Source organism: Micromonospora sp. NBRC 110038, assembly GCF_020884815.1.
In the GTDB taxonomy this organism is placed as follows: domain Bacteria; phylum Actinomycetota; class Actinomycetes; order Mycobacteriales; family Micromonosporaceae; genus Micromonospora; species Micromonospora haikouensis.
Genome location: NZ_BBOL01000001.1, coordinates 1,655,827 through 1,668,351 on the forward strand (window position 1 = coordinate 1,655,827; position 12,525 = coordinate 1,668,351).

General features: G+C 75.2%; 10 protein-coding genes and 1 pseudogene. 5 read left to right on the top strand and 6 right to left on the bottom strand.

Features of this window, described 5'->3' with window-relative positions:
- The first annotated feature begins 75 nt into the window (after positions 1-75).
- Positions 76-846, top strand: a complete 771-nt coding sequence (locus LPU61_RS06420; RefSeq protein WP_229404398.1) for a helix-turn-helix transcriptional regulator — start codon at positions 76-78, stop codon at positions 844-846.
- The gene (locus LPU61_RS06425; RefSeq protein ID WP_229404399.1) at positions 837-1,046 is read left to right on the top strand and encodes a DUF397 domain-containing protein; all 210 of its coding nucleotides are present in this window, start codon (positions 837-839) and stop codon (positions 1,044-1,046) included. Before LPU61_RS06420 ends, LPU61_RS06425 begins: the two co-directional genes overlap by 10 nt.
- Before the next feature lie 358 nt (positions 1,047-1,404).
- Here the strand turns inward: LPU61_RS06425 and LPU61_RS06430 are convergent, their stop codons facing one another.
- Positions 1,405-1,872 (bottom strand): general stress protein, encoded by a 468-nt coding sequence (locus tag LPU61_RS06430; protein ID WP_374199625.1) that lies wholly within the window; start codon positions 1,870-1,872, stop codon positions 1,405-1,407.
- 220 nt (positions 1,873-2,092) lie between these two features.
- Between LPU61_RS06430 and LPU61_RS06435 the strand changes: the two are divergent.
- Both LPU61_RS06435 and LPU61_RS06440 read left to right on the top strand, forming a co-directional pair.
- Positions 2,093-3,868, top strand: a pseudogene (locus LPU61_RS06435) (glycoside hydrolase family 15 protein); the annotation flags it as partial.
- Between the two features lie 113 nt (positions 3,869-3,981).
- Positions 3,982-4,761 (top strand): glucose 1-dehydrogenase, encoded by a 780-nt coding sequence (locus LPU61_RS06440; protein ID WP_229404401.1) that lies wholly within the window; start codon positions 3,982-3,984, stop codon positions 4,759-4,761.
- Between the two features lie 137 nt (positions 4,762-4,898).
- Here LPU61_RS06440 and LPU61_RS06445 read toward each other — a convergent pair whose 3' ends face one another.
- Together LPU61_RS06445 and LPU61_RS06450 are read right to left on the bottom strand one after the other, a co-directional pair.
- Positions 4,899-6,284 (bottom strand): glycoside hydrolase family 6 protein, encoded by a 1,386-nt coding sequence (locus LPU61_RS06445; protein WP_229404402.1) that lies wholly within the window; start codon positions 6,282-6,284, stop codon positions 4,899-4,901.
- 120 nt (positions 6,285-6,404) lie between these two features.
- On the bottom strand, positions 6,405-6,986 hold the full coding sequence (locus tag LPU61_RS06450) for a helix-turn-helix domain-containing protein (protein WP_043962866.1): 582 nt from the start codon (positions 6,984-6,986) through the stop codon (positions 6,405-6,407).
- 50 nt (positions 6,987-7,036) lie between these two features.
- Here LPU61_RS06450 and LPU61_RS06455 point away from each other — a divergent pair, with 50 nt between their 5' ends.
- Positions 7,037-7,999, top strand: coding sequence for an NAD(P)/FAD-dependent oxidoreductase (locus tag LPU61_RS06455; protein WP_229404403.1), 963 nt, complete (start codon positions 7,037-7,039; stop codon positions 7,997-7,999).
- A 68-nt stretch (positions 8,000-8,067) separates the two neighbouring features.
- Here the strand turns inward: LPU61_RS06455 and LPU61_RS06460 are convergent, their stop codons facing one another.
- The 3 genes from LPU61_RS06460 to LPU61_RS06470 form a co-directional block, all read right to left on the bottom strand.
- Positions 8,068-9,348: a sodium:proton antiporter gene (locus LPU61_RS06460; RefSeq protein ID WP_229404404.1), complete on the bottom strand. Its 1,281-nt coding sequence runs from the start codon at positions 9,346-9,348 to the stop codon at positions 8,068-8,070.
- A 177-nt stretch (positions 9,349-9,525) separates the two neighbouring features.
- A complete protein-coding gene (locus LPU61_RS06465) occupies positions 9,526-10,203 on the bottom strand; it encodes an HAD family hydrolase (RefSeq protein WP_229404405.1) in 678 nt (225 codons plus the stop codon).
- A gap of 30 nt (positions 10,204-10,233) precedes the next feature.
- Positions 10,234-12,378 carry a SpoIIE family protein phosphatase gene (locus LPU61_RS06470; RefSeq protein ID WP_229404406.1) on the bottom strand — a complete coding sequence of 715 codons (2,145 nt, stop codon included), beginning with the start codon at positions 12,376-12,378 and terminating at the stop codon, positions 10,234-10,236.
- Positions 12,379-12,525 lie beyond the last annotated feature (147 nt).

Consider the following 12,525-nt stretch of genomic DNA (forward strand, 5'->3'; position numbering starts at 1 on the left):
GCCGTGTGTAAGCGGACAGGAACAGCCCGTGCTGGCTATGGTGCGCAGACATCCCACACGACCACGGGGGAGACCATGAACGATGCGTTGCGCCTCGCCCTGCGCGACAGCGGGCACTCGATCGAGTCACTCGCCGCCCGGCTGGGCGTCGACCGCAAGACGGTCGCCCGCTGGCTGAACGAGGACCGCATACCCCACGCCCGGCACCGGGTGGCGGCGGCCGAGGCGCTCGGGCAGCCCATCCGGGACATCTGGCCGGACACGTCGAGACGTCGCTACCCCATGGCGTGGTTCCGGCCGTGGCAGGAGATGGAGCGGGAGGCGGTGTCGCTGCGGTCGTACGAGTCGATGGTGGTGCCGGGCCTGCTCCAGACGGAGGGCTACGCCCGCGCGGTGCTCGGCGGCGCGGGCCTGATCGCCCCGGGCGACGTCGAGCAGCACCTCGCCAACCGGCTGGCCCGCCAGGACATCCTGCGCCGCGACGACCCGCCCCGCCTCACGGCGGTCATCGACGAGGGGGCGCTGCGCCGCCCGGTCGGCGGCCCGGAGGTCATGCGCGGGCAACTGGAGGCCCTGGTGACGGCCTGCGCGGCCCCGCACGTCCGCGTGCACGTCGTGCCGGCGACGGTCGGCGCGTACGCTGGGCTCAACGGTCCGTTCGTGCTCGCGGTGGGGCCGGAGCTGCGCACGGCGGGCTATGTGGACACTCAGCTCGACGGGCAGCTCGTCACCGACCCGGAGGACGTCGCGGCCCTGCTGACCGTCTGGGAGAACGTGCGCGGCGAGGCGCTCTCCCACTGGCAATCGGCCGACCTACTCGGGGAGATGGCGAAAGCATGGACCTGACTGGCGCGCGGTGGCGCACGAGCACCCGCAGCAGCGGCAACGGCGGAAACTGCGTCGAGGTCGCCGACAACCTGCCCGGCGTGGTGCTGGTGCGGGACAGCAAGGACCGGGCCGGCGCGACGCTCACCTTCGCGCCCGCCGCGTGGCGCGGCTTCGTCGCGCGGGCGGGTTCCGTCGAGCGGGCGAGGCGCGCCGGCTGACCCGGCTCCCCGACCTGGCGTGCCCCGGCCCGCCCCGGCCCGCCCCGCCCCGCCCCGGGCCGGCGCGTCATGTCGGCGACATGGGGGTATCCCGGCCGCCCGGATACCGCCATGTCGCCGACATGGAGTCGATCTCGGGCGGGGCGGCCTGCCGGATGCCGGCCTGGCCCCGGATGCCGGCCTGGCCCCGGATGCCGGCCCCGCACCGGATGCCGGCCCCGCACCGGACACCGGCCTGGCGGGGTGGACGCCGGGCCGCGGGGCGGGGCGGCTGGCCCCCGGACGACGGCCCGCCCCCGGCACGCCGGGCGGCCCCGGGGGAGTCCCCGGGGCCGCCGGTGGGCGGTCAGGTCACCGCTCAGCGGGCGGTCGCGCCCGTCGGCGTCATGTGCATCCGGCCGAGCAGCTGCCGGGCCTGGTCGGCCACGCCGGCGTCGACGGTGACCGCGTACTGGGCGGCGCGCAGCGAACTCGCCGAGGTGAAGTCCCGCTGGCCCCCGCTCATCGCGTGCGCCACCGCGCCGAACACGGCCCCCCAGATCGCGCCGATCACCAGCCCGACCAGGATCACCGCGATCCAGCTACCGGCGGTGAAGATGCCGAACAGCAGGCCGATGAACAGGCCGAACCAGGCGCCCGTGCCGGCGCCGATCAGGGCCGCGCGGCCCGTGGTCAGCCGGCCGAGCACCGTCTCGACGAGGGTCAGGTTCGTCCCCACGATGGCGGTGTGCTCCACCGGGAACCGGTTGTCGGCCAGATAGTCCACCACCCGCTGGGCGGACGGATAGTCCGGGTACGACCCGATCGTCACCGTCGGCGCGCCCACCTGCGGGCCGTGGCCGTCGCCAGCGGGCGCGGCGGGTCGGCCCGCCGGGCCGTACGGGAGGTTGTTCGCGCCCGGCATTCCGGGTTGCCAGGCCGCAGTCGAAGTCGTGGGTCTGGTCATGGTGTCCTCCTTCGTCGACCACCCGCCTTCCCCCGGCCGGCGAGCGGTAACGTCGCCGTCCCCGGCGAATGCTGCTCGGCCCGGCCGGGTAGGCACCGGCGTGGACAGCGGACGGATCAGCGAACACGGCTTCCTGGCCGACGGCCGCAGCGCGGCCCTGGTCGACCGGGCCGGCTCGGTCAACTGGTGGTGCCCGGCGCGGTTCGACGCCCCGTCGGTCTTCGGCCGGCTGCTCGACGACGACGCGGGGCACTGGTCGATCAGCCCCGCCGAGGCCGGGTTCACCAGCGAACGCTCCTACCTGGACGACACGCTGGTGCTGCGTACCGTCTTCACCACCGACGGCGGGTCGGTCGCGGTGACGGACGCGCTCGCGCTGGAGCCCGGCGCGCGCGGCCACGACATCGGCCGGCGTTCGCCGCGCGTCCTCGCCCGGCTAGTGGAGGGCGTCTCCGGCGCGGTGCCGGTGCGGCTGACCTACCGGCCCCGCTTCGAGTACGGCCGGGTCGCCGCGTACCTGGTCGCGCACCCCGGGGGGCTCGACGCCACCGCCGGGGCGGCGAAGCTGCGGCTGCGCGGCGACGTGCCGCTGACCTGCGGCGAGAGCGAGGCCACCGCCACGTTCACCGTCCGGGCCGGCGAGTCCTACGGCTTCACCCTGGGGTACGCGCCGACGTACGACGGCGGGGACCCGGTGACGCCGGAGGCGGCGGCGACGGTGGCGGAGGCAGCGGCCGGCTGGCGCTCGTGGGCGGGGCTGCACCCGTACCAGGGCCGCTGGCCGGAGCCGGTGCGGCGCAGCGCGTTGGTCGTGCAGGGCATGACGTACCAGCCCAGCGGCGCGATCGTCGCGGCGGCGACCACCTCGTTGCCGGAGGCGCTGGGCGGGGACCGCAACTACGACTACCGCTTCGTCTGGGTGCGGGACTTCAGCCTGACCCTGCGGGCGCTGTGGCGGGCGGCCTGCCCCGACGAGGCCAACCGGCAGTTCGCCTGGGTGGCGCGGGCGATGGGCCGCATCGGCAACCAGCCGGTGCCCATCATGTACGGCGTCGAGGGGGAGCGGGACCTCACCGAGCACCCCCTCGACCACCTCGCCGGGTACGCCGACAGCCGGCCCGTCTTCGTCGGCAACGACGCGTGGCGGCAGCGGCAGACCGACGTGCTCGGGGAGATCCTCGACGCGGCGTGGCTGATGCGCCACTACCTCGACCCGATGGACCCGGAGGTGCACCAGCTCCTGCGCGCCCTGGCCGACCAGGCGGTCGCCGACTGGCACCGCCCCGACGCCGGGATGTGGGAGGCCCGCGACGCCGAGCGGCACTACGTGTCGTCGAAGGTGCAGTGCTGGACCGCCCTGGACCGGGCGGTGCGCTTCGGGCCCCGCCTCGGCGACGCCGCCGACGTGGCCCGCTGGGCGGCCGCCCGCGACGCCGTCCGCGCGGCGGTGCTGCGGCGGGGGTGGAACGAGCGCGTCGGCGCGTACACCGGGGCTTTCGACTCCCCCGACCTGGACGCCTCGGTGCTGCTCATGCCGCTGGTGGGGTTCCTGCCCGCCGACGACCCCCGGATGCGCGCCACCATCGACGTCGTCGAGGCCCGGCTGTCCCACGACGGCCTGCTGCGGCGGTGGGACGGCGACCCGGCGGGCTTCGTCATCTGCTCGTTCTGGCTGGTGGGCTGCCTGGCCCTGGCCGGGGAGGTGGACCGGGCCGAGCGGCTGTTCGAGTCCCTCGCCGGCCGGGTCAACGACCTGGGCCTGTTCGCCGAGCAGATCGACCAGGCCACCGGGGAGCAGCTCGGCAACTTCCCGCAGGCGTTCTCGCACATCGGCCTGATCAACGCCGCTGGGCACCTGACGGAGGCGACCGCCGGCCGGAAACAAGCCGACGCCGACGTCGACGCCGATGGGCGGCGACGTGCAACGGGTGCGGACCGCCCGCGCCAGACCGTGCCGACGGGCACGGCACGACCGGAGGGAGCACGCTGATGACCGGACGGCTCGACGGGAGGACGGCCCTGATCACCGGCTCGGACTCGGGGATCGGGCAGGCCAGCGCCATCGAGTTCGCCCGCGAGGGCGCCGACGTGGTGGTGCACTACCTGCACGACCGGCAGGGGGCCGAGCACACCCGGGACCGGGTGGAGCGGGCCGGCCGGCGGGCGGTGGTGATGCGCTGCGACATCACCGACGAGCAGGACGTCGAGGCGATGTTCGATGCGGCCATCGCCGAGTTCGGCAGTCTCGACGTGCTGATCAACGACGCCGGGGTCGACGCCTCCGGCGTCCCCGTGGCGGACCTGGACACCGAGACGTGGGACCGGGCGATCCGGACCAACGTGTACGGGGCGTTCTTCTGCTCCCGGCGGTTCGTCCAGCACCGCCGCGACCAGGGCGGCCACGGGAAGATCATCAACATCTCGTCGATCCACCAGGAGGTGGCCCGCGCCGGCGGCTCGGACTACGACACCAGCAAGGGGGCGCTGCTGGAGTTCGCCAAGAGCCTCGCGCTGGAGGTCGCCCCGATGCACCTCAACGTCAACAACATCGGGCCGGGGATGGTGCTCACCCCGTTCAACCAGAAGGCCATCGACGACCCGGCCTACCTGGAGGAGCAGGTGCAGTCGATTCCCTGGAAGCGGGCCGCCGAACCCGAGGAGATCGGCCGGCTGGCCGTCTTCCTGGCCAGCGACGACGCCGACTACGTGACCGGGTCGACGTACTTCATGGACGGCGGGCTCATGCAGAACCAGGGCCAGGGCGCCTGACCGGCGTCGCCCGCCCGTCCGACGGGTCCGGGCCCCGGCCCCGCGCTTCTCGCGCGGCGGCCGGGGCCCGGTGGTGGTGGTGCTGAGAAGGGGACCCCTCCATACCGGAGGCGTCAAGAGGGGTCCCTTTTCCTTGCTCAGTTGCAGCGGGAGCCGTTGAGGGTGAAGCCGCTGGGGGCGGGCAGCGAGGACCCGGAGAAGGTGCCCTGGAACCCGACGCTCACCGTGCCGTTGGCCGGCAGGCTCCCGTTCCAGGCCACGTTGCGGACGAGGAGCGTGTCGCCGCTCTGGCTCCATTCGCCGTTCCAGCCGCTGGACAGCCGCACCCCGGCGCTGGCCGGGAAGCCGAAGCTGAGCGACCAGGCGTTGAGCGCGCCTCCGCCGTTGGTGATCCGCAGCTCGGCGGTGAACCCGCCGGCCCACGTGTTCGGGGTGAAGGTGACCGTGCACCCGCCGGCCGGGGGGTTCGTCGTCGGCGGCGCGGTGGTCGGGGGCGCGGTGGTCGGGGGCGCGGTGGTGGGCGGGGCGGTCGTCGGCGGGGCGGTCGTCGGGAGCGGGCCGGCGGCGATCGCCAGGTCGTAGGCCCGCTGCGGGACGAACTGGCCGGCCGCGGCGATGCAGCCGTCGGCCTCGCCGGGCAGCTTCACCCACAGGAACGCGTCGATCGCCGAGTCGCCGGTCGCGGTGGTGCTCGGCGTGCCGATCGCCCGCCCCGGCGGGTCGCACCACTCGGAGCCGGCCGGGCCGTTGCCGTTGCGGCTGGTGTCGATCACGGCCTTCAGCCGGGACACGCCGGTGGCGGCGATGACCTGCTTGGCGTACGAGACGGACTCGGCGGTGGTGCGGTAGTTCGACACGTTGAGCGAGATGCCGTCGGCGCTGTTGGCGATGTCCGCCCCGTTGAGCCGGGACGCGATCTCGGCGGGGGCCAGCCACGCCGAGTGCCCCGCGTCGAAGTAGACCTTCGCCTGGGACGAGCCCGACTTGAGCTTCTTGCCGGCGTACGCCATCGACGCCCGCGTCTCGGCCTGCTGGCTGGAGTTCTGGCAGCTCGTCATGATCGGCAGGACGTCGGGCTCCAGCACGATCGTGGCGGGCCGTCCGGCCAGGCCGGCGGCGACCTGGTCCACCCACTGCCGGTAGGCGGTGTGGTTGGGCGCGCCCCCGGTGCTGGCGCCGCTGCAGTCGCGGTTGGGGATGTTGTAGACCACCAGGATCGGGATCTTCCCGGCTGCGGCGGCGGCACCGACGAACTGGTCCACCTCGGACCGTACGGTCGAGGTGTTGGTGGTGGTGAACCAGCGGCCCTGCGGCACGCTGGCGATCCGGTCCCGGATCACGGCGGCCCGCGAGTCGCCGGGGTTGGCGGCGACCCAGCGGGCGGCGCTGGCCTGCGGGTCGACGTAGAACGCGGAGTCGGCGGCGGCGGCCGGGGTGGCCCCGAGCAGGCCGACCGCGACGGTGGCGGCGGTGAGTGCGGTCGCGCTGGCGGCCACGGCCGCGAGCGCCGGTCTGCTTCGCATGGGCGTCGTCCTCCACGGATCGATGTTTATGCGTGGAAGCGCTCCCACGCTTTCTCGACAAGGTACGCGTCCATTGCCAGCATGTGAAGACCCTGTGACGTTGTTCGATCGGTTTCCGGGTCACGCCTTCGGGCGGGCGCGCAGGTGGGCCCGCTCGCCCTGGCTGCCGAACAGGCTGAGGAACTCCACCGACCCGGCGTCGGCGGCCCCGAACCAGTGCGGGACGCGGGTGTCGAACTCGGCCGCCTCGCCGGGGGAGAGGACCAGGTCCCGCTCGCCCAGCACCATCCGCAGCCGGCCGTTGAGCACGTACAGCCACTCGTAGCCCTCGTGGGTCTGCGGATCCGGCTCCCGCCGCCCACCGCCCGCCGGGATCACCAGCTTGTACGCCTGGATGCCGCCCGCCCGGCGGGTCAGCGGCAACATGATCATGCCGTGCCGGGTGACGGGGCGCAGGTGGATGCGCGGGTCCCCGGTCGGCGGGGCGCCCACCAGGTCGTCGAGCGTCACCCCGTGCGCCCGCGCCAGGGGGAGCAACTGCTCCAGGGTCGGCCGGCGGGCACCGGACTCCAGCCGGGACAGGGTGCTCACCGAGATGCCGGTCGCCGCCGACAACTCGGCCAGCGTCGTCTCGCGCTGCCGGCGCAGCGCCCGCAGCCGGGGCCCGACCCCGGCGAGCGCCCGATCCAGGTCGTCGGTCACCCCACGAGCTTGCCAGACCGCCGGGCCGCCCCACCCCCTACGATCAACGGATGGGAGTGGACCGGGCGCGCGTCGTGGTGGTCGGAGCGGGCATCGCCGGGGTGGCCTGCGCCGCCGAGCTGCACCGGGCGGGGATCCCCGTCCAGGTCCGCGAGCGCGGCCGGGTGCCGGGCGGCCGGATGGCCAGCAAGAGGTTCGACGGGCGACCGGCGGACCTCGGCGCGGCGTACTTCACCGTCAGCGACCCCGGCTTCGCCGAGGTGGTACGCGGCTGGGCGGCCGCCGGGCTGGCCCGGGAATGGACCGACACCTTCGTCGCCTACTCCGCCGCCGGCCGGCGGGAGGTCCCCGGGCCGATGCGCTGGGCCGCCCCGCGCGGGCTGCGTTCCCTGGTCGAGCACCTGGCCGCCGACCTGCCCGTCGTCGTCGACCGGCTGGTGCTCGGCGTCGAGCCGGGACCGACCGTCGACGGGGAGCCCTGCGCCGCCGTGGCGCTGGCCGTGCCCGGCCCCCAGGCGGCCCTGCTGCTCGACCCGGCGCTGGAGGCGGCCACCGCCGCCGTGCAGGCGCAGCGGTGGTCGCCGACGCTCAGCGGGGTGCTGCGCTTCCCCACCCGGTCCTGGCCCGACTTCCGGGGCGCGTTCGTCAACGACCACCCGCTGCTCAACCTCGTCTGCGACGACGGCGACCGGCGCGGCGACCGCGCCCCGGTGCTGGTCGCGCACACCACCCCCGAGTTCGCCGCCGGGCACCTCGCCCAGCCCACCGGGGCCGCACGGGCCATCGAGGAGGCCGTCCGCGACCTGCTCGGCCTGCCCGACCGCGCCGAGCACGTGCACGTGCACCGCTGGACGTACGCGAAGCCCGTCGACCGGGCCGGCGACGGCACGTACCACCTCGACGCCGACGGCATCGGCCTGGCCGGGGACGCCTTCGGTGAGCCCCGCATCCAGAGCGCCTGGCGCTCCGGCCACGACCTCGGCCGGGCCCTGGCCGCCCGCCTGACCCCCTGACCCCCCCGGACCCCCACCCACCCTCGGCGATCTTGCAGTTGCGGCCCCTGGAGCGGGGCTTATGCCCGTTATTCCCGGGCCGTCAGTGCAAGATCGCGGGAGGTGGGGGAGCCGGTGCGTTCGCCCTCGTGGTCGAGGAGCTGCATGACCGGGGTGGCGGCCACCCCGTGCACCACCACCGACACGACCACCACCAGGCCCACTGTCGCCCACAGCAGCTCCGCCTGCGGGAAGTCGGCCTTCGTCGTCGCGTACGCCAGGTAGTAGAACGAGCCCACGCCCCGGATGCCGAACAGGGAGATCACCCAGTGCTCCGCCGGCCGGCCCGGCGCGCCGCGCAGCGACAACCAGGCGACCAGCGGCCGGACCACGAAGACCAGCGCCAGCCCGACCAGCGCCGCCGGCCAGGTCAGCGGAGCGAGCAGCCCGCCGACCACCGCGCCGCCGAACAGCAGCAGCAACAGGACGGTCAGCAGCCGCTCGACCTGCTCGGCGAAGTCGTGCAGCACCGAGTGGAACTCGTGGGTGCGCTCGGCCGCCCGGATCGCCCGCGCCGCCACGAACACGGCCAGGAAGCCGTAGCCGCCCACGACCTCCACCAGCCCGTACGCCAGGAACGTCGCGGCCAGCGCCAGGAACCCCTCGGCGTGGCGGGCCAGCCGCAACTGACTCGGGGCCCGGAAGAACAGCTTGCCGAGCAGCCAGCCGACCGCCAGGCCCCCGCCGACGCCGACGGCCAGCTTGTAGAGCACGTCGACGGTGAACCAGTCGACGAACCACTCGCGCGGGGCGAGCCCGGCGGTGGCGATGGCGACGGCCGCGTACACGAAGGGGAAGGCCAGGCCGTCGTTGAGGCCGGCCTCGCTGGTCAGCGCGAACCGCACCTCGTCCTCGGAGTCCTCCACGTCGGTCGGCTCGCCGACCTGCACGTCGGAGGCGAGCACCGGGTCGGTCGGGGCGAGCGCCGCGCCGAGCAGCAGCGCGGCGGCCGGCACCAGCCCCGCCCACCACCAGCCCAGCAGCGCCACCGCCGCGATGCACAGCGGCATCGCGATCGCCAGCAGCCGCCAGGTGGACGACCATCTGGCCCAGCTCAGCGGGCGGTCGATCTTCAGCCCCGCGCCCATCAGGGCCACGATCACGCCGATCTCGGTGAGGTGGGTGGCGATCTCGGAGTGCTCCAGCGGATCCGGGTCGGGCAGCCCGGTCGGCAGGATGAAGATCAGCATGCCCAGGCCGAGGAACGCGATCGGCATCGACAGGGGCCGGCGCTCCAGCACCCGCGGGAGGATCCCGGCGAGCAGGGCACCCAGCCCCACCACCGCGAACGCGACGTCTACCGGCTCCACGGCACCACCCTTCCGCCCCGTCCGCGAGATGCGGGCGAGTGGTGACGGACCTTGCCCCGTGGACGGCCGCCGTAAGCGTGCCCGCCGCAATCGATGCGCCGCGCCACGCCAGGGCTGACCGCTGGGCACCCCCCGGGGGTCAGCCCCGCGCGGTGCCGCGCTCCCCGCTCGCGGCGGTCAGCGCGGTGCCGCGAGCGGGGAGTCCGCCAGGGCCTCCAGCAGGGCGGCCGGGTCGTCGTAGACGGCCACCGCGCCCGCCCCGGCCAGCTCGCCCCGGCTGGTCCCGCCGCAGGTCAACCCCACGCACGGGATGTCCAGCTTGCCGGCGGCGGCGACGTCCCAGACCGAGTCGCCGACGAAGACCACCCGGGACGCGTCCAGGCCGGACTGCTCCAGCGCGGCCACCAGGATGTCCGGGGCGGGCTTGCTCTGCTCGGCGTCCGCCGCGCAGGTGACCGTCGTGATCGCGTCGTCGGCGTCTAGCGCCCGGCGCAGCGCCCCCACCTCGTGCGCGGCGGCCGAGGTGGCGAGCACCACCCGCAGCCCTCGGGCGGCGCAGGCGCGCAGCAGGTCGGCGGCGCGGGGCAGCGGGACCAGCCGCTCCCAGTACTCGCCGTAGAGGCTGTCGTGGGCGTCGCGCAGCTTCCCGTCGGCGGCGCGGTCCCGTTCCGGGCCGAGCAGGTGGTCCAGGAGCTTGTCGGAGCCCATCCCGATGGCGCGGTGGATGGTCGCCATCGGCACCGGCTGGTCGGCCTGCCGCAGCGCCTCCCACCAGCTCACCGTGTGCAGATAGGTGGTGTCGACCAGGGTGCCGTCGACGTCGAAGAGGACGCCGCGCTGATTGTCGGTGGCCATGCGTGCCCTCCTACCCGGTCGGGGCCCGCCCTACCCGGCCGGGACGTCCCGTTGCCCGGTTGGGATGAGGATCTCGAACCAGACCGTCGAGCCACGGACCGTCGGGTCGGTGCCCCAGGCGTCGCTGAGCTGCTCGATCAGGCCGAGACCTCGGCCCCGGCTGCTCAACGTGTCGGTGCGGGCCCGGGTCACGGTGCCCCGGGTGCCCGAGTCGGCCACCGACACCAACAGCCGCTCCGGGCTGAGGTCGATCTCGACGCGGGCGGCGGTGCCGGCGTGCAGCAGCGCGTTGGTCGTCAGCTCGCTGGTGCACAGCACCGCGGCGCCGACCACCGCCTCGGGCACCTGCCAGTCGGTGAGCTGGGCGGTCATCCAGTGCCGCACCCGGCTCGGCGCGGTCGGCTCCGCCGGCACCTCCATGCTCGCCGAGCGGCTGGGGATCAGCGCGTGCTCCACCGCCAGCACCGCCACGTCGTCCTCCGTGGCCCCGGCCACGGCCGCCGTCGCCACCGCGCACAGGGCCCGGGGATCGCCGCTGGCCGCCCCCGCCACGGCGGCGGCCAGGCTGTCCAGCCCCGCGACGAGGCTCTGCCGCCGCCGCTCGACCACGCCGTCGCTGAACAACAGCAGGGTGTCGCCGGGGGCGAAGCGGACGGTGGTGGTGCACGGGGCGCAGCCTAGCCCGAGCGGGGCGCCGGGCGGCACGTCCAGGTATTCCGCCACGGGCTCCCCGCCGGGCCCGCCCCGGCGCACCAGCGGCGCGGGGTGCCCGGCGCTGGCCAGCGTGAGCCGCTCCCGCTGCGCGTCGACCACCCCGAACACCACCGTCACGAACAGCTCCTGGCTGCCCGTCTCGGCGCCGAGGCTGCCCACGAGGCGGTCCAGCCCGGCGAGCACGGCGTCGGGCCGGGGGTCGCTCAGGGCCAGCGCGCGCAGCGCCGCGCGGACCTGGCCCATCCGGGCCGCCGCCTGCACGTCGTGCCCCGCCACGTCGCCGAGGACGACGCCCAGCTCGCCGCTGGGCAGCAGGAACGCGTCGTAGAAGTCGCCACCGGCGGCGTTGCCGTCGACACCGGCGTCGTAGCGGGCGGCGATCCGCAGTCGGGGCAGGTCCGGCAGGTGCTCCGGCAGCATGCTGCGTTGCAGCAGCTGGGCGGTGCCGTGTTGGGTCTCGAACCGGCGGGCGCGCTCGGCGGCCTGGCCGATCAGCTCGGCCGAGGCGGCCAGCAGGGCCCGCTCGGCGGCCGACCAGGCGCGCGCCGCGTGGTATCCGACGGTGAGCCCGCCGCGCAGCGCCGACGTGCGCAACGGCTGGGCGGCCAGGGCCCGCACCTTCTGGTCGTGCCGGTCCACCGCGATGTCCCGCAGCGGCTGCCCGTCGGAGACGAACTGGGCGACCCCGCTGCGCGCGGCGACGATCAGCGGCCCGGTGGAGTCGGCGGGCGAGCGCCGCCACAGCGGGGGCAGCCGCTCGTCGGCCTCGTCCAGCAGCTCGCCGCGGACCCGCCGCACCGTGCGCCACCCCGCCCCGTCGTCGACGCCGAAGGTGACCCGGTCGGTGTCGAACGCGGTGAGCAGGTAACGCAGGGAAACCCTGGCCACGTCGTCCAGGGTGAGCGTGCCGGCCAGCGCGGCGGCCACGTCGCTGAGGCTCTGCAACTGCTCGGTGACCTGGCTGGTCTCGGCGGTCACGGTCAACACCCCGACGATCCGCCCCGCGCTGTCGCGCACCGGGGAGTGGCCCCGGGTGAACACCGCCTGCCCCCGGGCGTCGGGGTGCTGCCGGTCGTACGGGAGCACCGCCTCCCGCTCCAGCGACGACTCGCCCTGCCGGTAGGCGCGCTCGTACGCGTCGCCGACGCCCGGCTCGCCCCACACGTCGGCGAAGACCTCGCCGGCCGGCCGGCCCGCCGCGTCGGGGTGGCGGTCGCCGATGAGGGTCGCGTACGCGTCGTTGTAGAACAGCAGGAGATCGTCGCCGAGGGCCAGCGCCATCGGCACCGGCGAGGCGAGGATCAGCTCGGCCGCGCCGCGTACCAACGGGTCCCAGTGCTGGGGCGGGCCGGCAGTCGTCGCGGCCCGGGAGCGGCCGGTGACGACGCCCGCGGCGTCGGAGGCGGACGCCTCCGCGGCGGGCGTTGCTGGCGTGGGGACTCGCCCGACCGTGCCTGGCATGTCCGCAGCCTAGCCGGAGCGCCCCGCCCACGGCCCGATCGCGGGGCCGACCCGCGTCGACCGGCCGCCCGGGGCCGGAGGCCGGTGCCCGTCAGCGCAGGTCAGGGCCGCTCTGGGCGGCGATGTCGGGAAATTCGGTACGCGTCG

Bases quoted from the DNA above. Each gene is read 5' to 3' on its own strand.
- LPU61_RS06420 (WP_229404398.1), top strand. From the start codon at position 76: ATGAACGATGCGTTGCGCCTCGCCCTGCGCGACAGCGGGCACTCGATC.
- LPU61_RS06425 (WP_229404399.1), top strand. From the start codon at position 837: ATGGACCTGACTGGCGCGCGGTGGCGCACGAGCACCCGCAGCAGCGGC.
- LPU61_RS06440 (WP_229404401.1), top strand. From the start codon at position 3,982: ATGACCGGACGGCTCGACGGGAGGACGGCCCTGATCACCGGCTCGGAC.
- LPU61_RS06445 (WP_229404402.1), bottom strand. From the start codon at position 6,284: ATGCGAAGCAGACCGGCGCTCGCGGCCGTGGCCGCCAGCGCGACCGCA.
- LPU61_RS06455 (WP_229404403.1), top strand. From the start codon at position 7,037: ATGGGAGTGGACCGGGCGCGCGTCGTGGTGGTCGGAGCGGGCATCGCC.
- LPU61_RS06465 (WP_229404405.1), bottom strand. From the start codon at position 10,203: ATGGCCACCGACAATCAGCGCGGCGTCCTCTTCGACGTCGACGGCACC.
- LPU61_RS06470 (WP_229404406.1), bottom strand. From the start codon at position 12,378: ATGCCAGGCACGGTCGGGCGAGTCCCCACGCCAGCAACGCCCGCCGCG.